Source organism: Cupriavidus sp. R6-3 (assembly GCF_059772245.1).
Genome location: NZ_JCBAJO010000042.1, coordinates 1 through 22266, shown reverse-complemented (window position 1 = coordinate 22266; position 22266 = coordinate 1). Strand labels below are relative to the sequence as shown.

The window sequence follows — 22266 nt, the reverse complement described above, 5'->3', positions numbered from 1 at the left end:
TTCATGGGCGCGCTCCCGCGGCGGACTGCCCCGCCGCCGCGGCGTCCGCCGCCGGTCCGCCCGCCGATCCCGCCGAGGGGTCGGGCAGCTTGGGTTCGACCCGGCCGCGCAGCGCCGCCAGGCCCAACCGCGTATCGAAGGCATCGCGCAACGCGTCGCCCATGAAGGTCAGCAGCAGCAGCGTGACCACCAGCACGCCGAAGGTCGACAGCGAGATCCACCACGCGTCCAGATTGGCCTTGCCCTGCGCCAGCAGCTCGCCCAGGCTCGGCGTGGTCGGCGGCACGCCCAGGCCAAGGAAGTCCAGGCTCGTCAGCGCCAGGATCGCGGCGCTCATGCGGAACGGCAGGAAGGTAATCACCGGCGTCAGGCTGTTGGGCAGGATATGGCGCCACATGATCTGCACATTGGACAGGCCCAGCGCGCGCGCCGCCTTGACGTAGTCGAGCGAGCGGTTGCGGTAGAACTCGGCGCGCACGTAGTCCGACAAACCCATCCAGCCGAACAGCGACAGCAGGATGATCAGCAGCGCCAGGCTCGGCTCGAAGATCGACGCGAAGATGATCAGCAGATACAGCTCGGGCATCGAGCTCCAGATCTCGATCGCGCGCTGCGAGATCAGGTCGAAGCGCCCGCCGAAGAAGCCCATCAGCGCGCCGGTGATGGTGCCGATCACCACGCCGATCACGGTCAGCGCCAGGCCGAACAGCACCGACACGCGGAAGCCGTAGATCAGCCGCGCCAGCACGTCGCGGCCGCGATCGTCGGTGCCGAGCCAGTTCTCCGACGACGGCGGCGCGGGGTTCGGCTCCTTGGCGAAGTAGTTCAGCGTGTCGTACGAATAGCGGTTGGGCGGATAGATGGCCCAGTTGCCGTTGCTGGTGATGCGCTGGCGGATGAAGGGATCGAGATAGTCGGTCGGGGTCGGGAAGTCGCCGTCGAAGGTCGTCTCGGCATAGGTCTGCACGATCGGGAAATACCACTCGCCGCGGTACTTGACCACCAGCGGGCGGTCGCTCGACAGCACCTCGGCGAACATGCTGAGCACGAACAGCACGACGAAGGCGATCAGGCTCCAGTAGCCGAGCCGGTTGCGGCGGAAGCGCTGCCAGGCGCGCTGGCGCGGCGACAGCGAGGACGGCAGCCGGTCCAGGCGCGGCGGCCGCGGGGTCGAGCGGAAAGGAGTTTGCCAACGCGGGATCATCGCGGCATGGCCTCGAAATGGATGCGGGGGTCGACCAGCACGTAGCAGACATCGGAGATCAGCCGGGTCACCAGGCCGATCAGCGTGAACAGGTACAGCGTGCCGAGCACGACCGGATAGTCGCGGCGCAGCACCGCCTCGTAGGACAGCAGGCCCAGCCCGTCGAGCGAGAACAGCGTCTCGATCAGCAGCGAGCCGGTGAAGAAGGCGCCGATGAAGGCCGCCGGGAAGCCCGTCACCAGCGGGATCAGCGCATTGCGGAAGATATGCTTCCACAGCACGCGCCGCTCCGACAGGCCCTTGGCGCGCGCGGTCAGCACATACTGCTTGCGCACCTCTTCCAGGAACGCGTTCTTGGTCAGCATCGTCACCACGGCGAAGCTGCCGACCACGGACGCGGTGATCGGCAGCACCAGGTGCCACAGATAGTCCATCACCTTGCCCATCAGGGACAGCTGCTCCCAGTTGTCCGAGGTCAGGCCGCGCAGCGGGAACCACTGCACGAAGGTGCCGCCGCCGAACAGCACCAGCAGCAGCACGCCCAGCACGAAGCCCGGGATCGCGTAGCCGACCAGCACGATCATGCTGGTCACCACGTCGAAGCGGCTGCCCGCCCGGATCGCCTTGGCGATGCCGAGCGGCACCGATATCAGATAGGTCAGGAAGAAGGTCCACAGGCCCAGGCTGACCGACACCGGCAGCTTGGACTTGACCAGCTCCCACACGCTGCGGTGCTGGAAGTAGCTCTGGCCCAGATCGAACTGCGCAAAGCGCTTGAGCATCATCCAGTAGCGCTCCAGCGGCGGCTTGTCGAAGCCGTACAGCGCCTGGATCTCCTTGATCTTCTCGGGGTCGACGCCGCGCCGGCCGCGATATTCGGCACCGCCGCCGCTGGCCTCGCCGCCGCCCCCGCGGCCCTTGAGCTCCATCATCATCTGCTCGACCGGGCCGCCGGGCACGAACTGGATCACGACGAAGGTCAGCGTGATGACGCCGATCAGCGTCGGGATCATCAGCAGAACGCGTTTGAGCAGATAGGCCAGCATGCCGTTTCCTGTTGTCCTTTGGCGCCAGTCGCGGCCATCGCCGCGCTCAGCGCGCCGCCTTGGCCGGGCCTGGCTTCGCTTCGGCCGCCGTCGCCTGGGCCGCCTTCGCCTGCGCAGCGGGCACATCGCTGCGCCACCAGCTGCTCAGCACCCAGCCCTCGGCCGTGTAGTAGTACGGCAGCCGCTGCGGATAGACCAGCTCGCGCCGGTAGGCCACGCGATGCGAGGCGCTGTACCAGTTCGGCACCACGTAGTAGCCGTGCATCAGCACGCGGTCGAGCGCGCGCGACGCATTGATCAGGTCCTTGCGCGTATGCGCGCGCAGCACCTGGTCGACCAGCTTGTCGACCGCGGGCGATTTCAGCCCGAACAGATTGTCCGAGCCCGGCATCGAGGCCGCCTCGCTGGTGAAGCGATCGCGCAGCTCGTTGCCGGGGCTCTGCGAATCGGGGAAGCGGATCGACACCACGTCGAAGTCGAAGTCTTCCAGCCGCTTCTGGTACAGCGCGAAATCGGTGGTGCGCTGATGGACCTGGATGCCGAGCTTTTCCAGGTTGCGCACATAGGTCGTGATGACGCGGCTCATCGCGCCGCCGTCGTCGAGAAACTCGAACACGAAGGGCTCGCCCTTGGCGTTGCGCAGCGCGCCGTCGCTATAGGTCCAGCCCGCCTGCGCCAGCAGCCGGCGCGCCTCGCGCAGGTTGTCGCGCAGCGAGCGCGGCGGCTCGGTGGTCGGCTGCGTGACAATGGGACCGAATACCTCGGGCGCCAGCTGGTCGCGCAGCGGCTCCAGCAAGGCCAGCTCGCCGGGGCCGGGACGGCCGTCGAAGGTTGCGCTGGCGGCCAGCTCGCTGTTGGAGAACCAGCTGTCGAGGCGCTTGTAGGCGCCGTAGAACAGCTGCCGGTTCAGCCATTCGAAATCCAGCGCGAGGATCAGCGCCTGGCGCACGCGCACGTCCTGGAACAGCGGCTTGCGCATGTTCATCACGAAGCCCTGCATGCCCGCGCCATTGCGGTGCGGGAATTCGGTCTTCATCAGCTCGCCGTTGGCGAAGCGCTTGCCGACATAGCTCTTGGCCCAGCTCTTGGAGCGGTACTCGACGATGGCGTCGAATTCGCCGGCCTTGAAGGCCTCCAGCCGCGCGGTCTCGTCCTTGTAGAGGCGGTACACCACGCGGTCGAAGTTGAAGGTGCCGCGCCGCACCGCCAGGTCCTTGCCCCAGTAGTTCGGATTGCGCTTGTAGATGATGCCGCGGCCCGCGTCGTAGCGCTCGATCAGATAGGGACCGCTGGTGACGGGCGTCTCGAAGGTCAGCTTCTCGAACGGCACCTTGGCCGTCCATTTGCGCGAGAACACCGGCAGCGAGCCGACGATCAGCGGCAGCTCGCCGTTGCGCTGCTTGAAGTCGTAGCGCACGGTTCGGTCGTCGATCACGGTCAGCGACTTCACGTCGGCGCACATGCTGCGATAGCCCGGGCTCGAGGCCTTGCTCATCAGCATGTCGAAGGAATACTTGACGTCGCTGGCGAGCACCGGATCGCCGTTGTGGAAGCGCGCCTGCGGATGGATGCGGAAGGTCACCGACAGCTCGTCGGGGGCCACCGTGACGTCTTCGGCCAGCAGGCCGTAGGCGCTGGCGGTCTCGTCGGCGCTGCCGATCAGCAGCGACTCGAACATCAGCGAGGTCAGGCCCGGCGCGGCGACGCCCTTCAGCGTGAACGGGTTGAACTTGTCGAAGCTGGTGCGCCGGTCCGGATTCGCCAACGTCAGCGTGCCGCCGCGGGGGGCATCGGGATTGACGTAGTCGAAATGGTGGAAGTCGGGCGGGTACTTCAGGTCGCCGTGCAGCGCGAAGCCGTGCGCGGCCCATGCCGTGGTCGGGATCGTCGGCAACAGCGCGGCCACCACGGCGGCTGCGGCGGACCGTGCCAGCATCTGGACCAGGCCGGTGCGAGTCCGCGCCCGGATACGATGCCATGCCGAAAACGGCCCTGCTGCTTGCCTTTGCATCCGGTCGATGCCCTCCCCCAGAACTTCGCTTGCCAAGTACGGCCGCGGTCGGTGCCCGGGCCAAGTTGTGCGACAATTTTACCTTCGTTCGGCGGCGTTCCAGCCATCCGGACATTCCAGTACGCGGCGTGGCCGCGGCCGCAACGGGCCTGCCCGCTCGCCATCGGCGATCCGGTACGGCAAGCGGGTCGGTCATCCGGCCCTGCGGCCCGGCGAGGCTCAGCACGAACCGTGCCCGGCAGCGTGCCCCACGCCGGCGCGCCGCGAACGCGCATCACAAGACCACCATGGAGAACTTATGGGATTTCTGGCAGGTAAGCGGATCCTGATCACCGGCTTGCTGTCGAACCGCTCGATCGCCTACGGCATCGCGTCGGCCTGCAAGCGCGAAGGCGCGGAACTGGCCTTCACCTATGTCGGCGAGCGCTTCAAGGACCGTATCCAGGACTTTGCCAAGGAATTCGGCAGCGATCTGGTATTCGAATGCGATGTGTCGAGCGACGAGCAGATCGCCGCCACCTTCGCCGCGCTCGGCCAGCGCTGGGACAAGCTCGACGGCCTGGTCCATTCGATCGGCTTCGCTCCGCGCGAGGCGATCGCCGGCGACTTCCTCGACGGCCTGTCGCGCGAGGCGTTCCGCGTCGCCCACGACATCTCGGCCTACAGCTTCCCGGCGCTCGCCAAGGCCGCGCTGCCGCTGCTGTCGGACAAGGCCTCGCTGCTGACGCTGACCTATCTGGGCAGCGAACGCGTGGTGCCCAACTACAACACGATGGGCCTGGCCAAGGCGTCGCTGGAAGCCAGCGTGCGCTACCTGGCCGCCTCGGTCGGCCCGCGCGGCATCCGCGCCAACGGCATCTCGGCCGGCCCGATCAAGACGCTGGCCGCCTCGGGCATCAAGGGCTTCGGCAAGCTGCTCGGCCACTTCGAAGAAGCCGCCCCGCTGCGCCGCAACGTCACCATCGAGGAAGTCGGCAACGTCGCGGCCTTCCTGCTGTCGGACCTGTCGAGCGGCGTGACCGGCGAGATCACGTACGTCGACGCGGGATTCAATATCGTCGGCGCCAGCCTGCCGGAAGGCGAGTAAGGTCGTAGAGGGGCGAACAGGGACGGATAACCGGGCTGTCTGTGCACCGCCGATCGCGTTTGACCGCCGCAGTGCCGACGGATACAATGCGCGGCTTCGGGGCGTAGCGCAGCCTGGTAGCGCATCTGATTTGGGATCAGAGGGTCGCATGTTCGAATCATGTCGCCCCGACCAGAACGACAAGGGTTAGCAGGCCACGGCCGGCTAACCCTTTTTCTCTTCCGACCGCCCTTAGCTCAGTTGGATAGAGCACTCGCCTTCTAAGCGAGCGGTCGCACGTTCGAATCGTGCAGGGCGGGCCACACCTCTTTGGTGGCGGCAAAGGCACTCCCAGGCGGAGACTATTCCGCCCGATTTCCCCTCTGCTTTTATCGCCGCCGGTTCACAAAGCCTGCCGCGCCGACGCCACGTTTCGCCGGTTCCCGCCCGCGTACGGGAACTAAAGGCAGGCGCCCGGAACCCAAAATGCTGCAGGTGCGTTCGTGCTATAATCGCGCATCCGCAAAGGCGGCCGTCCGGCTGCCCATCATGGAGCCACAAAGGAAGGAAGCTTGGCTAAGGAAGAACTCATTGAATTCGGCGGCGTCGTTTCGGAAGCGCTGCCCGACAACCGCTATCGCGTGCTGCTGGAAAACGGCGTGGAAATCTGGGCCTACGCATCGGGCAAGATGCAGAAGCACCGGATCCGTATTCTGGCCGGCGACCGCGTGACGCTGGAAATGTCGCCCTACGACCTGACCAAGGGTCGTATCAACTTCCGTCACAAGAGCTGATACCGGACCGCCCGGTCCAACGGTTTCGCTCCTGTTCGGCGTCGCTGCGACGACGCGACCCTGCGCGTCGCCTGGCGGCGTCGTGCCTCCCACCCCAGCGCAGCTTGCACGCGGTCATCCGATGCGAATGACCGCGATGGTGGCGTTCGCGCGTTTGGCGGGAAGATGCTCACGGCACCCGCTTCGATGTGGCGGTGTACTGGCATCGACCGCGCCGCCCTCCCCTGAAGTCCGACCCAGCCCTCGCTGGCCCGCCTGCGCTCGTCGCTTGTCGACTTGGGGCGTTGCAGCCTGTCGCTTTTCGGCTCTTCGCTTGCCGCTCGTTGTTTCCGGCTGGTCGCCTATGGCTCGTCGTTTTCGGCTCGTCGTTTTCGGCTCGTCGGTTTGCCGCTCGCCCCGTCGCAGTCCGCTCCCCTACCGCCCGTCCCGTTGCCGCGCGGGATCGTGACCGTCGCGCGACCGTCATCGCGTTGTCATCGACGCCGCCGATACTCCCGCGTCGCCCGGTGACACGATTCTGTCACCGGCAAGGCGGCGCATTGCCCCGGCCATGCCGCTGCGCCATACTGGCCGCGGCATCGGCTCGCCGGCCACGCGCCGGACGGAAGACGGCGCCGGCAGCACGGCCCTGACGCCGCGCCGAACGCAAGACCGATACACCGGTCGAATCGATCCAGACGGAGCCGCTACCGGTCTCCGGAGTGCCAACACGAAAGACCACCGCACGGCATTCGCGCCGTGCCGATCTCCAGCAATGAACCTGATCCTGTGGCGCCACGCCGAAGCGGAAGCGCTCCCCGATGTTGCCGGCATGGGCCGCGCCGCGGACCTGCAACGTGCCCTGACCCGCCGCGGCCGCAAGCAGGCCGAAGCCTCGGCCGCCTGGCTGCGGGCGCATCTGCCGCCCGATGCGCGCCTGTTGTGCAGCCCCGCGCAGCGCAGCCGCGAAACCGCCGCGGCGCTGCGCACCGACGCGCTGGTGCTGCCCGCGCTGGCGCCGGACAGCGATGTCACCGACGTGCTGGTCGCGATCGACTGGCCGCATGCGGCCGGTACCACGGTCGTGGTCGGTCATCAGCCCTGGATCGGCCGGCTGGCGGCCTTGCTTTTGGCCGGTACGGAGATCAGCTGGAGCATCCGCAAGAGCGGCATCTGGTGGCTGACGGCCCGCACGCGCGAGCACGAGGACCAGGTCGTGCTGCGCGCGGTGATCAATCCCGAGTTCCTGTGACCTTCGTCCGGCGGTGCTGCGTGGCGCGGTGATCGTCGCGACGTCTTCATGCCGCGACGCCCTCATGCCGCGACGTCTTCTGTCGCGACATATTCGTGCCGCCACGCCCTCATCCGCCACGGCAGCGCGGTCACGCAACCGTCATCGCCGGTTCACGGCTCTGTCACCGGCCCCCTCTACATTGTTTCGCAGCCATGTTGTCATCGAAAGGACATCTGATGCGAGACCTCCCGACGCCTACCCAGCCGCTCTTCGATTCCTTGCCCAATGGCCTGGCGGGCCATCCGGGCCGGAGGCGTCTTCATCGCCAATCCGTTGCGCAGCAAGATGCAGCGCCTGCTCTCAGCGTGGCGTGGGCGCGCCACCAGGACGAAGTAGTCGAGGCGCAGCGCCTGCGCTACAAGGTATTTGCCGAGGAGATGGGCGCGCGCCTGTCGACCTCGTCGCCCGAGCTCGACATCGACATGTTCGATGCCTACTGCGACCACCTGATCGTGCGCGACCTCGCCACGCTGAAGGTCGTGGGCACCTACCGCGTGCTGCCGCCGCACCAGGCCAAGCGCATCGGCTGCCTGTACGCCGAATCGGAATTCGACCTGGTCCGGCTGGCCCACCTGAAGCCGAAGATGGTCGAACTGGGCCGCTCGTGCGTGCATCGCGACTACCGCACTGGCAGCGTGATCATGGCGCTGTGGGGCGGCCTGGGCGAGTACCTGCAGCGCTGGGGCATCGAGTCGATGCTCGGCTGCGCGAGCGTGCCGATCAACGACGGCGGCCATATCGCCGCGAGCCTGAGCCGCGTGTTCGCGCGCGACTATCTGGCGCCGATCGAATACCACGCGTTTCCCCGGCTGCCGCTGCCGGTGCACGAGCTGAACCAGGATCTGGAAGTCGAGCCGCCGGCGCTGATCAAGGGCTATCTGCGCCTGGGCGCACGCATCTGCGGCATGCCGGCCTGGGATCCGGACTTCAACGTGGCGGACTTCCTGACGCTGCTGCGCGTCGGGGATATGAATCCGCGTTACGCGCGGCACTTCCTCGGGCTGCAGCGCTAAGAGGTTGAGGGCTTGAGGCAGCGCGCCAGCCGCGCGCTGTCTCCTCTCGCCGCCTCCCGCAAGCGGGGGGCAAACAGGGCACTGTCCGGAGCCCTCTCCCGCAAGCGGAAGACGTAGAACGCCGGCGCAATCTCTACGCGTCTGCCGGTGGCGGTTTTTCCGCCCTTCAGACGTACACCACCTTGTAGCGGATCCCGATCCGCTCCCATTCGTCGGCTTCCTTGCCGAGGCTGTATTCGACCAGCGGATTGGCCTCGACCCACGCCTTCGGCAGCCGCACCTCGAAGCCCTCTTCCAACGCGTCGGCCCGCTGGCTGACCCTGATCTCCGGCAGTTCGACGTCGGCACGCCGCCGGCACAGCACGAAGGCCAGCCGCAGGCTGAACAGCATGCGCCAGTCGAGAAAGCGGCCGCGCCCCGACAGCTTGCCGAGCTTGCCGGCATGGCCGAGCAGCAGCGTGGCGAGCCGCGCCTGGTCGGTCTTGGAAAAGCCCGGCATGTCCGCATGCGTGGCGATATAGGCCGAATGCTTGTGGTAGCTGCTGTGCGCGATCGACATGCCGATCTCGTGCAGGCTGGCGGCCCAGCCCAGCAGCGCCAGATTGTCCTCGCGCCGTTCGTTGGCCGGATCGGGAAACTGCGCCAGCAGCCGTTGCGCGGCCTGGCGCACGCGCGCGGCCTGGGCACGGTCGACGCCGTAGCGGCGCATGAACTGATCGACCGTGACGGTGCGCATGTCCTCGTGATGGCTGCGGCCGAGCAGGTCGTACAGCACGCCGAGCCGCAGCGCGCCGTCGGTCACGTCCATGCGGTCGATATCGAGTTCGGCAAACACGCCCAGCATGATCGACAGCCCGCCGGGCAGCACCGGGATGCGGTCGGGCTTCAACCCGACCAGCCGCACCCGATTGGTGTTCTCCGCCTTGATCAGCGCGCGCTTGAGCCGCTCCAGCCCTTCGCGCGTGATGCCATGCTCCTGCGCGTTGTCGTTCATGCCGTTCAGCTCGATCAGCTCGGCCAGCGCGCGCGCCGTGCCCGACGATCCCACCGCCTGCTGCCAGCCCGCGCTACGGTACTGGCGCACCAGCACCTGGATTTCGCGGCGCGCGGCCAGCTCGGCCTGCTTCATCGCGTATTCGTCGACATTGCCGCTGGGAAAGAACTGCCGGCTGTGCGAGACGCAGCCGATATAGAGCGACTCCATCAGCTTGGCCGTGTAGCCGTTGCCGATGATGAATTCGGTCGAGCCGCCGCCGATATCGACCACCAGCCGATTGCCGGCGCAGGCCGGCGCATCGTGCGACGCGCCCAGATAGATCAGCCGGGCTTCCTCGCGGCCGGCGATCACCTCGATCGGAAAGCCCAGCGCGTTCTCCGCCTCGATCAGGAACTCGGACGCGTTCTTGGCCACGCGCAGCGTATTGGTGGCGACGGCGCGCACCTGGTCCGGCGAGAATTCGCGCAGGCGGTCGCCGAAGCGCCGCAGCGCATCCACCCCGCGGCGCCGCGCCGGCTGGTCCAGGTACTTGTCGGCGGTCAGGCCCGCGGCGAGGCGCACCGGCTCGCGCAGCGCATCGACCTGGAAGATCTGGCTGACCGGACCGGTCGCGGTCTGGGTCTCGTCCACCCGGCCGATCATCAGCCGGAAGCTGTTGGAGCCCATATCGACGGCGGCGAGCAGGCGTGGAGTATTGTTCATCGTCATAGCAGTCTGGAAACACGGACCGGCGGCATTCCGTTCATCGCCGGCCGCGCGAGGCAGGAAGAATATGTCCTGGCCGTGTCGATGTCATGACAAAATCACGTTGTCATCAAGTTGACACGATTCTATGGAAAAGTCGCCGCATCGCCCAAAGAAGGTCATGCCCATGTCGACGACCCCGCCCGGTACGCTGCTCAATCGCGAACTCGGCATCCTGGAATTCAACTCCCGTGTGTTGGCCCAGGCAGCGGACCCGGCGGTGCCGCTGCTCGAGCGCCTCAAGTTCATCTGCATCGTGTCGAGCAATCTCGACGAGTTCTTCGAGATCCGGATGGCCGGGCTCAAGGAGCAGATGCGCGACAACCCGTCCGGCCTGACCCCGGACGGCCTGTCGTTCCAGCAGACCTACCAGTCGATCACCGAGCGGACACAGCGCCTCGTTGCAGCGCAGTATGCCATGCTGCAGGACGTGCTCTTCCCCCTGCTGGAGCGCGAGGGCGTGTTCTTCCATATGACCACGGTGTGGAACGACGCGCAGCGCGACTGGGCGCGCGACTTCTTCGTGCGCGAGATCGGCCCGGTGCTGACGCCGATCGCGCTGGACCCGGCCCATCCCTTCCCGCGTGTTTCCAACAAGAGCCTGAACTTCGTCGTCGAGCTGTCCGGCAAGGACGCCTTCGGCCGCGAGGCCGACCTGGCGATCGTGCAGGCCCCGCGCGCGCTGCCGCGCGTGGTGCGGATGCCGCAGTCGCTGTCGGGCTATCCGTACGGCTTCGTGCTGCTGTCCTCGTTCATGCAGGGCTTCGTGCACGAGCTGTTCCCGGCGATCGAGGTCGACGGCTGCTATCAATTCCGCGTCACGCGCAATTCGGACCTGTTCGTCTCCGAAGACGAGATCACCGATCTGCGCGAGGCGCTGCAGGGCGAACTGCCGACGCGCCACTACGGCGATGCGGTGCGGCTGGAGGTCGCGGCCGAAACGCCGCCGGCGCTGACGCGGCGGCTGCTGACCGAGTTCGCGCTCGGCGAGCAGGACCTGTATCGCGTCAGCGGCCCGGTCAATCTGGTGCGGCTGATGTCGATCCCCGATATGGTCGACCGCCCCGCCCTCAAATATCCGCCGCATGTACCGGCCGCGGTGAAGGCGTTCAGCGGCGGCACGCCGATGTTCGACGTGATCCGCCAGCGCGACGTGCTGCTGCACCATCCGTACGAGAGCTTCAGCTCGGTGCTGGACCTGCTGCAGCTGGCGGCCAACGATCCGGACGTGGTGGCGATCAAGCAGACCGTCTACCGCACCGGCAACGATTCGCTGGTGATGGAAGCGCTGATGACCGCGGTGCGCAACGGCAAGGACGTGACCGTGGTGCTGGAGCTGCTGGCGCGCTTCGACGAGGAAACCAATATCAACTGGGCCGAGCGCCTCGAATCGGCCGGCGCGCACGTGATCTACGGCGTGGTCGGCCACAAGTGCCACGCCAAGATGCTGCTGATCGTGCGGCGAGAGCCTGCCGGCCCGAAGAGCAAGCAGACCAAGCTGCGCCGCTACGTCCATCTGGGCACCGGCAACTACCATCCGCGCACCGCGCGGCTGTACACCGACTTCGGGCTGCTGACCGCCAACGAGGAGGTGTGCGAGGACGTGCATCACGTGTTCCAGCTGCTGACCGGCACGGCCGGCTCCATCAAGCTCAAGCATCTGTGGCAGTCGCCGTTCACGATGCAGAGCAATCTGGTCGAGCATATCCGGGCCGAGGCGCGCAACGCGCGGGCCGGCAAGCCGGCGCGCATCATCGCCAAGATGAACGCGCTGCTGGAGCCGTCGGTGATCGAGGAGCTGTACAAGGCCTCGCGCGCCGGCGTGCAGATCGATCTGATCGTGCGCGGCGTCTGCGCGCTGCGGCCCGGCGTGCCGGGACTGTCCGAAAACATCACGGTGCGATCCATCGTCGGCCGCTTCCTGGAACACCATCGCGTCAACTACTTCCTGGCCGGCGGCACCGAGCTGCTGTATCTGTCGAGCGCCGACTGGATGGACCGCAACCTGTTCCGCCGCGTCGAGGTCGCCTTCCCGATCCTCGACAAGACGTTGAAGACGCGCGTGATCCAGGAAGGGCTGCTGGTCCATCTGCGCGACAACGGCTCGGCCTGGGTCATGCAGCCGGACGGCAGCTATGTCCAGCAGACGGGCAAGGGGAAGGAACGGCGGGTCAGCCAGATGGAGTTGCTGGGGATGTTCGCCTGAGGGCCACACGGCCTTTCCTGCTGGTTCCTGCTGAAGAGAAAGGCGTGCAGGAAAGGCGGTACCTCGTCCGCCAATCAACCCGAGATCCGCCTCTACGCCGCGTGCCGCGCGCCCGGCTGGTGAATGCTGCGATCGACGGGGAACACCACCCGGAACACGCTGCCCTTCCCCACCTCGCTGCTGATGCGCAGTTCGGCGTGGTGGCGCGACAGCACGTGCTTGACGATCGCCAGGCCCAGGCCGGTGCCGCCGGTATCGCGCGAGCGGCTGCGGTCGACGCGATAGAAGCGCTCGGTCAGCCGCGGAATGTGTTCGGCGGCGATGCCCAGGCCCGTATCGCTGACCGAGAACACCGCGTGGCCGTCGCGATAGCACAGCCCGATGCCGATGCGGCCGCCGTCGGGCGTGTAGCGCACCGCGTTCGACACCAGATTGCCCAGCGCCGACAGCAACTCGGTTTCGTTGCCGCGGATGCCGACCGCCCGGTCGATGTCGGCGGTGATCTCGTGCCGGCCCTGCGACAGCCCCTGCGCGTCATGCACCAGGTGGTGCACCAGCGCGTCGATATCGACCGGATCCTGGCTGGGCGGCTGCATGTCGCTCTCGAGCTTGGCCAGCGCCAGCAGGTCCTCGACGATATGCTGCATGCGCATGGCCTGCGTCATCATCATGTCGACATAGCGCCGACGATCCTCGTCCGAGACCGGCAGGTCGCGCACGGTCTCCAGAAAGCCCGTCAGCACCGTCAGCGGCGTCTTCAGTTCATGCGAGACGTTGGCGACGAAATCGCGCCGCATCGACTCGGTGTTCTCGAGCTTGGTGATGTCCTGCGTCAGCACCAGCTTGCGATTGTCGCCATAGGGCAGCACCTGCACCGCCAGCACGCTCTGCTTGTGTTCGCCCATGTCGCGCATCTGCAAGGGTTCGTCGAAACGTTGCAACATCAGGTACTGCACAAACTCCGGGCGCCGGATCAGGTGCGTGATGCGCTGGCGCGCGTCGCGCCGTGCGCTGAGGCCGAAATGCAGCTCGGCCACGGCGTTGCACCACTCGATCTGGTCGGCGTCGTCCAGCATCAACACGCCGTTGGGCGAGGCCTGGATGGCCTGGATGAAACGCGTGTGCTGCTGCTCGACCTGCAGCACCTGCATGCGCCAGCGCTTGACCAGCCGGTGCAGCCGATAATAGACCTCGCCCCACAGCCCGACCGCGCTCGGAATCTCGCCGTAGGCCGGCGCGTCGAGCACCTTCCACAGCCGGTTGATCTGATACAGATAAAAGACAAGCAGCGCGAGCAGCGCGCCGGTGGTCAGCGCCAGCGCGGCGGTCACGCCGACGAAGACGGCGAGCAGCGCGGCGGCGATGGCCAGCAGGATCAGGACGGCCGCGGATCGGGCCCAGATGACATTCATGAGATCGTGCGATGGCAGCCTGGCGGGGAACGGCGTCGGTGGAGATCAGGTCCGGCCGCCGCAGGCGGGATGGGCCGCAGTGTGCCACGAAAAATGGAACGGCGACGCAACGGCGAGGCAACCGCGCGGCGACAGAAAAGCCGCCTCGCCCGGGCCGCCAACCGCGCGGCAAACCGCGCGAGGCCGGCCGCTCACTGCCCCGGCGAACGGGCCAGGCGGTAGCCGCTGCCGCGAACGGTCTCGATCATCGCGCTGTAGCCCCCGGGGGCCAGCGCCGCGCGCAGGCGCTTGATATGCACGTCGACGGTGCGCTCCTCGACGAAGACGTGGTCGCCCCAGACCTGGTCGAGCAGCTGCGAGCGGCTGTGCACCCGCTCCGGATGCGTCATCAGGAAATGCAGCAGGCGGAATTCGGTCGGGCCAAGCTCGAGCTTGATCGGGCCGGATTCGTCTTCGCCGGTGACGCGATGCGTGGCGGGATCCAGCCGCAGGCCGTTGATCGCCACCACGTCGTCGGTCAGCTGCGGCGCGCGCCGGCGCAGCACCGCCTTGATGCGCGCCAGCAGTTCCTTCGGCGAGAACGGCTTGGTCACGTAGTCGTCGGCGCCAGCCTCCAGCCCCATGACCTTGTCCTGCTCCTCGCTGCGCGCGGTCAGCATGATGATCGGGATCTGCTTGGTGCGTTCGTTGTTGCGCAGCTCCTTGGCGAACACCGCGCCCGACTTGCCCGGCAGCATCCAGTCGAGCAGGACCAGATCAGGCAACACATCGCTCATCAGCGACAGCGCCTGCTCGGCGTTGTAGGCACGAATCGGATAGTGCCCCGCGTGCTGCAGGTTGACGGCGATCAGTTCGGCGATGGCCGGTTCGTCTTCGACGACCAGAATACTGCTAGGCATGAATGAGTTCTCCGCTCTCTGGCAGGTTCAGGTATTGGCAGATGGAACAGCGAGATGGCGATATACAGCGGACGAAATACAGCGAGCCATGTACGGCAAGCGCCTCGCAACGGCCAGGTACCGACCGGGCAGCTGAACAACGGGCAGGTACCGCGGCGTCGTTCGACCGGTGCGGCCCGATCAGCTCAGCGCTTCCTTTTCCATGTCCTCGCGCGAGGTATGGCGAACGTCGGTGCCCTTGACGATATAGATGATGAACTCGGCGATGTTCTTGGCATGGTCGCCGATGCGCTCGACCGCCTTGGCGATGAACAGGAAGTCCAGCGCGACCGAGATCGTGCGCGGGTCTTCCATCATGTAGGTGATCAGCTTGCGCACGAAGGCACGGAATTCGTCGTCGATCGCCTTGTCTTCCTTGACGATGCGCGCGGCCGCGACCGTATCGAGGCGGGCGAAGGCATCGAGCGACTTGCGCAGCAGCGCGATCCCCAGGTCGCCGGCCAGCTTGACCTCGGCGTAGTTGATGCCCTGCGCGCCGGTCTCTTCCATGATGTGCTTGGTGCGCTTGGCGATCTTCTCCGCCTCGTCGCCGGCGCGCTCCAGGTTGGTGATGGTCTTCGAGATGGCCATCACGAGGCGCAGGTCGCGCGCGGTCGGCTGCCGGCGCGCGATGATATTGCCGCAGTCGGCGTCGATCTCGATCTCCAGCGCATTGATCTGGTTCTCGCGCTCGATGACCTGCTCGGCCAGCGTGGCGTCGAAATCGGCCAGCGCCTTCATCGCGGTATCGATCTGCGCCTCGACCAGGCCGCCCATCTGCAGCAGCTTGGTATTGATCGCGTTGAGGTCGGCGTCGAATTGGGTCGACAGGTGCTTGTCGGTCATCATGTTCTCCTGGCCGCGGATGCTGGCGCGTCGCGCGGCACGGCGGGCGTTGCTTGGAAGGGCTGCCTTGGTGCTCAGCCGAAACGGCCGGTGATGTAGTCCTCGGTTTCCTTGCGGTGCGGCTTGATGAAGATCTTCTCCGTCTCGCCGAACTCGATCAGCTCGCCCAGGTACATATAGGCGGTGAAGTCCGAGCAACGCGCGGCCTGCTGCATATTATGGGTCACGATCACCACCGTGTACTCGTCCTTCAGTTCGGCGATCAGTTCCTCGATGCGGCCGGTCGAGATCGGGTCCAGCGCCGAGCACGGCTCGTCGAGCAGCAGCACCTCGGGGCGGATCGCGATGCCGCGCGCGATGCACAGCCGCTGCTGCTGGCCGCCGGACAGGCTGTAGCCCGACTGGTGCAGCTTGTCCTTGGCCTCGTTCCACAGCGCGGCCTTCGACAGCGCCCACTCGACGCGGTCGTCCATCTCCGAGCGCGACAGCTTCTCGAACAGCCGCACGCCGAAGGCGATATTGTCGTAGATCGACATCGGGAACGGCGTCGGCTTCTGGAACACCATGCCGACCTTGGCGCGCAGCAGCGCGATGTCCTTGCGGCTGGTCAGCAGGTTCTCGCCGTCCATGTTGATCTCGCCCTCGGCACGCTGCTCGGGATAGAGCGCGTACATCTTGTTCAGGGTGCGCAGCAGGGTCGATTTGCCGCAGCCCGAGGGACCGATGAAGGCCGTGACCTTGCGGTCCGGGATCGACATGTTGATGTTCTTCAGCGCGTGGAACTGTCCGTAGTAGAAGTTCAGGTTGCGCACGTCGATCTTGGCGCGGACGCTGTCGGGGATGTCGATGACGGTCGAAGTCATGCTGGGTCTCGCAGGTAGATTCGTGGTTTCGCAGGCTGCGCGGTTTGGCTCACTGGCTCTTCTTGAACAGCACGCGCGCCAGGATGTTCAGCGCCAGGACGCCGATCGTGATCAGGAACACGCCGGCCCAGGCCAGCTGCTGCCATTCGGTGAACGGGCTCATGGCGAAGCGGAAGATCGTCACCGGCAGGTTGGCCATCGGCTTGTTCAGGTCCGTGCTCCAGAACTGGTTCGACAGCGCGGTGAACAGCAGCGGCGCGGTTTCGCCGGCGATCCGGGCCACCGCCAGCAGCACGCCGGTGATGATGCCCGCGTACGAGGCCTTGACGGTGATCGACAGCACCATCTTCCATTTCGGCGTGCCGAGCGCGAAGGCGGCCTCGCGCAGCGCATTGGGCACCAGGTTCAGCATGTTCTCGGTGGTGCGCACGACGATCGGAATCTGCAGCAGCGCCAGCGAGCAGATGCCGGCCCAGGCCGAGAAATGCCCCATCCGGGCCACCACCAGCGCGTAGACGAACAGGCCGATCACGATCGACGGCGCCGACAGCAGGATGTCGTTGATGAAGCGGATGAAGCTGGCCAGCGGCGACTTCTGGCCGTACTCGGCCAGATAGATGCCGGCCAGGATGCCCAGCGGCGTGCCCAGCACGGTGGCCAGGCCCACCATCACGAAGCTGCCGAAGATGGCGTTGGCAAGGCCTCCGCCGGCGGTGTTCGGCGCCGGCGTCATCTGCGTGAACAGGTCGATCGACAGGCCGCCGATGCCCAGCGAGATCGTGGTCCACAGGATCCACGCGAGCCAGAACAGGCCGAAGGTCATCGCCGCCAGCGAGGCCGCCAGCGCGTAGACGTTCATGCGCTTGCGCCGTGCCTGCAGGCGCTCGCGCACCTCGTTGGCATCGGCGTGGACGGCCGGGATCGACGAGGTCGACATGGTCGCTTGGCTGGTCGAATTCATTTCTTGCCCTCATTGCGCGACAGGCGCAGCAGCAGCAGTTTGGACAGCGCCAGCACCACGAAGGTGATGAAGAACAGGATCAGGCCGAGCTCCATCAGCGCGGCGGTATGCAGGCCGGGACCGGCCTCGGCGAACTCGTTCGCCAGCGCGGACGTGATGCTGTTGCCCGGCGAGAACAGCGAGGCGTTGTCCAGCAGGTTGGTGTTGCCGATCACGAAGGTGACCGCCATGGTCTCGCCCAGCGCGCGGCCCAGGCCGAGCATCACGCCGCCGATCACGCCGGCGCGGGTATAGGGCAGCACGACGCTCCACATCACCTCCCAGGTGGTGCAGCCCACGCCGTAGGCGGACTCCTTGAGCAGCACCGGGGTGACCTCGAACACGTCGCGCATCACCGAGGCGATGTACGGAATGATCATGATGGCCAGGATCACGCCCGCGCACAGCAGGCCGATGCCCAGCGGCGCGCCCTGGAACAGCGGCCCGATCAGCGGCAGTTGGCCCACCGTGGCGGCCAGCGGCTTCTGGAAGTATTCGCCGAACAGCGGCGCAAATACCAGCAGGCCCCACATGCCGTAGACGATCGACGGCACCGCGGCCAGCAGCTCGATCGCCGTGCCCAGCGGGCGGCGCAGCCATGCGGGCGAGAGCTCGGTCAGGAAGAGCGCGATGCCGAAGCTGACCGGCACCGCGATGATCAGCGCGATCAGCGAGGTCACCACCGTGCCGTAGATCGGCACCAGCGCGCCGTAGATATCCGCGGGGGGATCCCACTGCGCGGTCCACAGGAATTTGAAGCCGAAGGCCTGGATCGAAGGCCAGGCGCTGATGGCGAGCGAGACGATGATGCCGCCCAGCAGCATCAGCGTGATGATGGCGGCGCCGCGGGTCAGGCCACCGAACAGGATGTCACCGGTGCGGCCGGGTGCGCGTACGGCGGGAAGATCGGACGTGGTCGCCATGGCAGGGAGTATTCCGGTTTGCGCCCTTCTCCCGCATGCGGGAGAAGGGCTTGGGGAGAGGGCCGACTGCGCCCTCCCTTCGCATCGACAGACGATCAGTACAGGCCCTTGCCCGAGGCGTCCTTGATGCTGCTCTTCCAGGTCGCGCGGATCTGGTTGACGACCGACTCGGGCATCGGCACGTAGTCCAGTTCGCTCGCCATGCTGGCGCCGCTCTTGTAGGCCCAGTCGAAGAACTTCAGCACTTCCGCGCCCTGCGCCGGCTTTTCCTGGTTCTTGTGCACCAGGATGAAGGTCGCGCCGGCGATCGGCCAGGCGTCCTTGCCCTGCTGGTTGGTCAGGATCTGGTAGTACGACTTGCTCCAGTCGGCGCCGGCGGCGGCAGCCTTGAAGGCGTCGTCGCTCGGCTCGACGACCGCGCCCGCGACGTTCTTCATCTTCACGTGGGTCATCTTGTTCTGCTTGGCGTAGGCGTACTCGACATAGCCGATCGCGCCGTTCAGGCGCTGCACGAAGGCGGCCACGCCCTCGTTGCCCTTGCCGCCCGTGCCGCCGCCCGGCCAGTTGACCGAGGTGCCTTCGCCCACCGAGCTCTTCCAGTCAGCGCTGACCTTCGACAGGTAGTTGGTGAAGATGAAGGTGGTGCCCGAACCGTCGGCGCGGCGCACCGGCAGGATGTCCTGGCTCGGCAGCTTGGCGTTGGGGTTCAGCGCCTTGATGGCCGGATCGTCCCACTTCTTGATCTTGCCCAGGTAGATGTTGGCCAGCACTTCGCCGGTGATGGTCAGTTCGCCCGGCTTGATGCCTTGCAGGTTGACCACGGGCACCACGCCGCCGATCACCGTCGGGAACTGCACCAGGCCTTGCTTGGCCAGTTCCTCGTCCTTCAGCGGGGCGTCCGAGGCGCCGAAATCGACCGTCTTGGCGTTGATCTGCTTGATGCCGCCGGACGAGCCGATCGATTGATAGTTGACCTTGTTACCCGTAGCTTTTTGGTATGCGTCGGCCCACTTGGAATAGACGGGCGCCGGAAAAGAAGCGCCTGCACCGGTAATTTCTGCCGCGAATGCGGAGCCTGCTACCACCATCGAAACGATGCCCGCAACGGCAGTCTTGACCAGCTTCATATGTCCTCCAGAGAACATGGTTGGGAATGTCAGTTTTTTGACATCCCGAACTGTATGCGGCCTCTATGACAGTTCCATGACATCGCGAAAATTTCTCTGAAGAGACATTTAAGGCAAGCGAGGGGGCGTCGGCTGGGGGTAGCTGGAGCGGATGCGGGTGGCTGGGGTGGCTGGGAGGACCGCGGAGGTGACCGGGCGGTGGGTTGCTGGCGGTTGAGTGGGGGCTGGGGGCCAAAGGAAAACGCCCGGCCGAGGCCGGGCGTTCCATGGCGGCTGACTGCCTTGCGCCGTGTCAGGTCGCCAGCGCGTCGGCCAGCTTGCGGGCCGCCTGTTCGGCGGTCTCGGCCTGTTCGGCCTCGACCATCACCCGCACCACCGGCTCCGTGCCGGAGGCACGGATCAGCACCCGACCCTTGCCGGCCAGCGCCGGCTCGATCTCGGCGCGCGCGGCCTGCAGGCCGGCATGGTTCTGCCAGTCGAAGCCCTTCTGCACGCGCACATTGATCAGCGTCTGCGGGAACAGCGACACGCCGTCGAGCAGCTGGGCCAGCGTCTTGCCGCTGCGGCGCAGCGCCGCCAGCACCTGCAGGCCCGACACGATGCCGTCGCCCGTCGAGTGACGATCCAGGCACAACAAGTGGCCGGAGCCCTCGCCGCCCAGCGTCCAGCCGCGCTTGCCCAACTCTTCAAGCACGTAGCGGTCGCCGACCTTGGCCCGTACGAATTGGACGCCCTGGCGTTGCAGGGCCAGTTCGACCGCCATATTGGTCATCAGCGTGCCGACCACGCCGGGGACGCTTTGTCCGCAGGCGATGCGGTCCTGCACGATCGCGTACAGCAGCTCGTCGCCGTTGTAGAGCCGGCCGTCGGCGTCGACCACCTGCAGCCGGTCGGCGTCGCCGTCGAAGGCCAGGCCGAGGTCCGCACCCTGGGCCTTGACGGCCTCGACCAGCTTGTCGGGCGCGGTGGCGCCGTAGCCGTCATTGATGTTGCGGCCATTGGGCTGGTTGCCGATCGACACCACGTCGGCGCCCAGCTCGTGGAACACGTGCGGCGCGATGTGGTAGGCGGCGCCATGCGCGCAGTCGACCACCAGCTTCAGGCCGTGCAGGTCCCGGTCGTACGGGAAGGTGCTCTTGCAGAACTCGATGTAGCGGCCTGCCGCATCGTCGATCCGGCGGGCGCGGCCCAGCTGGTCGGACGGCACGCAATGCATCGGCGCCTCGAGCTCGGCCTCGATCGCCAGTTCGACCTCGTCGGGCAGCTTGTCGCCGGTGGCCGAGAAGAACTTGATGCCGTTGTCGTGATACGGATTGTGGCTGGCCGAAATGACCACACCAGCGGCCAGGCGCAGCGCGCGGGTCAGATAGGCGATGCCCGGCGTCGGCAGCGGACCGGTCAGCAGCACATGGACACCGGCCGCGGTAAAGCCCGCCTCCAGCGCGGCCTCCAGCATGTAGCCGGAAATCCGCGTGTCCTTGCCGATCAGCACCGTGGGCTTGCCCTGCGAGCTCGGCTGGCCAAGCGCCAGCACGCGTCCGGCCGCATAGCCGAGCCGCATCACGAAGTCCGGCGTGATCGGCGCCTCGCCGACCCTGCCGCGCACGCCATCGGTGCCGAAATATTTACGTGTCATCCGATCGTTCTCCCTGTTCTGATTCGGGTTCAGGTGTTTGCGTTGTGAGGGGGTTCGCGGTGTTGCGGCGATGCAGTGCCCGGACTCAGGCCGCGGCATCCACGCGCTGTTGCCGCACGGCCCACCAGGTCTTGATCGCATCGACCGACGCCTGCACATCGTGCACGCGCACGATATAGGCGCCGCGTTCGGCCGCGCACACAGCCGCGGCGATGCTGGCCGCGACGCGCTCCCGCGGCGGCCGTCCGCCAAGGATCGCGCCAAGCGTCGATTTGCGCGACAGCCCTGCCAGCAGCGGCAGGCCATCGACGGCCAGCTGCGGCAGTTCGCCGAGCAGGCGCAGATTATGATCCGCGGTCTTGCCGAAGCCAAAGCCCGGGTCGAGCACGATGCGGCTGTCGTCGATGCCGGCCGCGCGCAGCGCATCGACCCGCTCGCGCAGGAAACCGCGGACCTCTCCGACCACGTCGTCGTAGTGCGGGGCCTCCTGCATCGTCTGCGGGTCGCGCTGCATGTGCATCACGCATAGTCCCGCATTGCCCGCCTCGGCTGCCGCCACGGCCTCGAGCGCGCCCGGCATGCGCAGGCCCCAGATGTCGTTGATCAGGTCGGCGCCGGCCGCCAGCGCGGCGCGCATGGTCTCGGGCTTGTAGGTATCGATCGACAGCGGCTTGCCGCAGCCGCGCAGCGCCTCGACGACGGGCAGCACGCGCGCCAGCTCCTGCTCCAGCGGAAGCGACGCCGAGCCGGGCCGGCTCGATTCGCCGCCGATATCGATGATGTCCACGCCCTCGGCGATCATCTGCTCGGCATGCCGCAGCGCCGCGTCGCGGCTCGCATGCTGGCCGCCGTCGGAGAACGAGTCCGGCGTCACGTTGAGAATGCCCATGACCAGCGGGCGGCGGTCGCGTGCAAAGCGATAGCGCCCGCACTGGAAATACGAGGTCGACAAGTTGCGGTCCTGAATAAGCGGGGAAGGAATATGCGGGGACGTCGGGCGAGGCACGTGGCGCGGAAAGTCGGGACGAAAGCCGGGACCAAAGCCGGCACGACAGTCGGGACGAAAAAAGCCGGTGCCCTGGGGCACCGGCTTTGCGAGGCTCAGCGCGTGACGCGCAGCGCTGCCATCATCCTTTGACTGGACAGTCCCGGACGGTCCCGGATCAG

The 22266-nt window shown here is 66.7% G+C and carries 18 protein-coding genes and 2 tRNA genes; 7 read left to right on the top strand and 13 right to left on the bottom strand.

What is annotated here, in order from left to right; translation table 11 throughout:
- Position 1 precedes the first annotated feature (1 nt).
- Genes AC6EI8_RS10090 through AC6EI8_RS10080 form a run of 3 tightly spaced genes read right to left on the bottom strand, consistent with a single transcriptional unit; the run spans position 2 to position 4186 of the window.
- On the bottom strand, positions 2-1204 hold the full coding sequence (locus AC6EI8_RS10090; RefSeq protein ID WP_149319847.1) for an ABC transporter permease: 1203 nt from the start codon (positions 1202-1204) through the stop codon (positions 2-4).
- A complete protein-coding gene (locus AC6EI8_RS10085; RefSeq protein ID WP_149319846.1) occupies positions 1201-2250 on the bottom strand; it encodes a microcin C ABC transporter permease YejB in 1050 nt (349 codons plus the stop codon). Before AC6EI8_RS10085 ends, AC6EI8_RS10090 begins: the two co-directional genes overlap by 4 nt.
- A 46-nt stretch (positions 2251-2296) precedes the next feature.
- A complete protein-coding gene (locus tag AC6EI8_RS10080) occupies positions 2297-4186 on the bottom strand; it encodes an extracellular solute-binding protein (protein ID WP_498381854.1) in 1890 nt (629 codons plus the stop codon).
- A 373-nt stretch (positions 4187-4559) separates the two neighbouring features.
- Between AC6EI8_RS10080 and fabI the strand changes: the two genes are divergently transcribed.
- The 6 genes from fabI to AC6EI8_RS10050 all read left to right on the top strand — a co-directional run bounded on the left by fabI (position 4560) and on the right by AC6EI8_RS10050 (position 8407).
- Positions 4560-5348 (top strand): enoyl-ACP reductase FabI, encoded by a 789-nt coding sequence (gene fabI, locus AC6EI8_RS10075; protein WP_006578939.1) that lies wholly within the window; start codon positions 4560-4562, stop codon positions 5346-5348.
- A gap of 97 nt (positions 5349-5445) precedes the next feature.
- Positions 5446-5522 (top strand) — tRNA-Pro (locus tag AC6EI8_RS10070).
- A 51-nt stretch (positions 5523-5573) separates the two neighbouring features.
- Positions 5574-5650, top strand: a tRNA-Arg gene (locus AC6EI8_RS10065).
- A 249-nt stretch (positions 5651-5899) separates the two neighbouring features.
- Entirely contained in the window at positions 5900-6121 is a 222-nt protein-coding gene (gene infA, locus AC6EI8_RS10060) for a translation initiation factor IF-1 (RefSeq protein ID WP_006578938.1), read from the top strand.
- Between the two features lie 754 nt (positions 6122-6875).
- Complete coding sequence (locus tag AC6EI8_RS10055; protein WP_498381853.1) at positions 6876-7352, top strand: SixA phosphatase family protein; 477 nt, start codon at positions 6876-6878, stop codon at positions 7350-7352.
- Positions 7353-7570: 218 nt separating this feature from the next.
- Positions 7571-8407, top strand: coding sequence for a GNAT family N-acetyltransferase (locus AC6EI8_RS10050; RefSeq protein ID WP_149319843.1), 837 nt, complete (start codon positions 7571-7573; stop codon positions 8405-8407).
- Positions 8408-8573: 166 nt separating this feature from the next.
- Here AC6EI8_RS10050 and ppx read toward each other — a convergent pair whose 3' ends face one another.
- A complete protein-coding gene (gene ppx, locus AC6EI8_RS10045; RefSeq protein ID WP_498381852.1) occupies positions 8574-10106 on the bottom strand; it encodes an exopolyphosphatase in 1533 nt (510 codons plus the stop codon).
- A 130-nt stretch (positions 10107-10236) separates the two neighbouring features.
- Here ppx and ppk1 point away from each other — a divergent pair, with 130 nt between their 5' ends.
- Positions 10237-12354 (top strand): polyphosphate kinase 1, encoded by a 2118-nt coding sequence (gene ppk1, locus AC6EI8_RS10040; RefSeq protein WP_149319841.1) that lies wholly within the window; start codon positions 10237-10239, stop codon positions 12352-12354.
- 92 nt (positions 12355-12446) lie between these two features.
- On the opposite strand, the gene phoR is transcribed toward ppk1, so the two are convergent.
- From phoR to folP, 9 genes are all read right to left on the bottom strand, one after another.
- Positions 12447-13766, bottom strand: a complete 1320-nt coding sequence (gene phoR / locus AC6EI8_RS10035) for a phosphate regulon sensor histidine kinase PhoR (RefSeq protein ID WP_498381851.1) — start codon at positions 13764-13766, stop codon at positions 12447-12449.
- Between the two features lie 191 nt (positions 13767-13957).
- Positions 13958-14665, bottom strand: a complete 708-nt coding sequence (gene phoB, locus AC6EI8_RS10030; RefSeq protein WP_149319839.1) for a phosphate regulon transcriptional regulator PhoB — start codon at positions 14663-14665, stop codon at positions 13958-13960.
- Positions 14666-14845: 180 nt separating this feature from the next.
- On the bottom strand, positions 14846-15550 hold the full coding sequence (phoU, locus tag AC6EI8_RS10025; RefSeq protein WP_498381850.1) for a phosphate signaling complex protein PhoU: 705 nt from the start codon (positions 15548-15550) through the stop codon (positions 14846-14848).
- Positions 15551-15624: 74 nt separating this feature from the next.
- Complete coding sequence (gene pstB, locus AC6EI8_RS10020; protein ID WP_006576607.1) at positions 15625-16413, bottom strand: phosphate ABC transporter ATP-binding protein PstB; 789 nt, start codon at positions 16411-16413, stop codon at positions 15625-15627.
- A gap of 49 nt (positions 16414-16462) precedes the next feature.
- The gene (gene pstA, locus AC6EI8_RS10015) at positions 16463-17374 is read right to left on the bottom strand and encodes a phosphate ABC transporter permease PstA (protein WP_150082649.1); all 912 of its coding nucleotides are present in this window, start codon (positions 17372-17374) and stop codon (positions 16463-16465) included.
- Positions 17371-18336, bottom strand: coding sequence for a phosphate ABC transporter permease PstC (gene pstC / locus AC6EI8_RS10010; protein ID WP_226107630.1), 966 nt, complete (start codon positions 18334-18336; stop codon positions 17371-17373). Before pstC ends, pstA begins: the two co-directional genes overlap by 4 nt.
- 95 nt (positions 18337-18431) lie before the next feature.
- Positions 18432-19463 (bottom strand): phosphate ABC transporter substrate-binding protein PstS, encoded by a 1032-nt coding sequence (pstS, locus tag AC6EI8_RS10005; protein ID WP_149319836.1) that lies wholly within the window; start codon positions 19461-19463, stop codon positions 18432-18434.
- Between the two features lie 292 nt (positions 19464-19755).
- Positions 19756-21099, bottom strand: coding sequence for a phosphoglucosamine mutase (gene glmM, locus AC6EI8_RS10000; protein WP_226107628.1), 1344 nt, complete (start codon positions 21097-21099; stop codon positions 19756-19758).
- Between the two features lie 85 nt (positions 21100-21184).
- On the bottom strand, positions 21185-22051 hold the full coding sequence (folP, locus tag AC6EI8_RS09995) for a dihydropteroate synthase (RefSeq protein WP_226107626.1): 867 nt from the start codon (positions 22049-22051) through the stop codon (positions 21185-21187).
- Positions 22052-22266 lie beyond the last annotated feature (215 nt).

Bases quoted from the DNA above. Each gene is read 5' to 3' on its own strand.
- phoB (WP_149319839.1), bottom strand. From the start codon at position 14,665: ATGCCTAGCAGTATTCTGGTCGTCGAAGACGAACCGGCCATCGCCGAA.
- fabI (WP_006578939.1), top strand. From the start codon at position 4,560: ATGGGATTTCTGGCAGGTAAGCGGATCCTGATCACCGGCTTGCTGTCG.
- pstS (WP_149319836.1), bottom strand. From the start codon at position 19,463: ATGAAGCTGGTCAAGACTGCCGTTGCGGGCATCGTTTCGATGGTGGTA.
- ppk1 (WP_149319841.1), top strand. From the start codon at position 10,237: ATGGAAAAGTCGCCGCATCGCCCAAAGAAGGTCATGCCCATGTCGACG.
- phoU (WP_498381850.1), bottom strand. From the start codon at position 15,550: ATGACCGACAAGCACCTGTCGACCCAATTCGACGCCGACCTCAACGCG.
- pstB (WP_006576607.1), bottom strand. From the start codon at position 16,413: ATGACTTCGACCGTCATCGACATCCCCGACAGCGTCCGCGCCAAGATC.
- ppx (WP_498381852.1), bottom strand. From the start codon at position 10,106: ATGAACAATACTCCACGCCTGCTCGCCGCCGTCGATATGGGCTCCAAC.
- pstC (WP_226107630.1), bottom strand. From the start codon at position 18,336: ATGGCGACCACGTCCGATCTTCCCGCCGTACGCGCACCCGGCCGCACC.
- AC6EI8_RS10080 (WP_498381854.1), bottom strand. From the start codon at position 4,186: ATGCTGGCACGGTCCGCCGCAGCCGCCGTGGTGGCCGCGCTGTTGCCG.
- AC6EI8_RS10085 (WP_149319846.1), bottom strand. From the start codon at position 2,250: ATGCTGGCCTATCTGCTCAAACGCGTTCTGCTGATGATCCCGACGCTG.
- AC6EI8_RS10090 (WP_149319847.1), bottom strand. From the start codon at position 1,204: ATGATCCCGCGTTGGCAAACTCCTTTCCGCTCGACCCCGCGGCCGCCG.
- glmM (WP_226107628.1), bottom strand. From the start codon at position 21,099: ATGACACGTAAATATTTCGGCACCGATGGCGTGCGCGGCAGGGTCGGC.
- AC6EI8_RS10055 (WP_498381853.1), top strand. From the start codon at position 6,876: ATGAACCTGATCCTGTGGCGCCACGCCGAAGCGGAAGCGCTCCCCGAT.
- phoR (WP_498381851.1), bottom strand. From the start codon at position 13,766: ATGAATGTCATCTGGGCCCGATCCGCGGCCGTCCTGATCCTGCTGGCC.
- pstA (WP_150082649.1), bottom strand. From the start codon at position 17,374: ATGAATTCGACCAGCCAAGCGACCATGTCGACCTCGTCGATCCCGGCC.
- AC6EI8_RS10050 (WP_149319843.1), top strand. From the start codon at position 7,571: ATGCGAGACCTCCCGACGCCTACCCAGCCGCTCTTCGATTCCTTGCCC.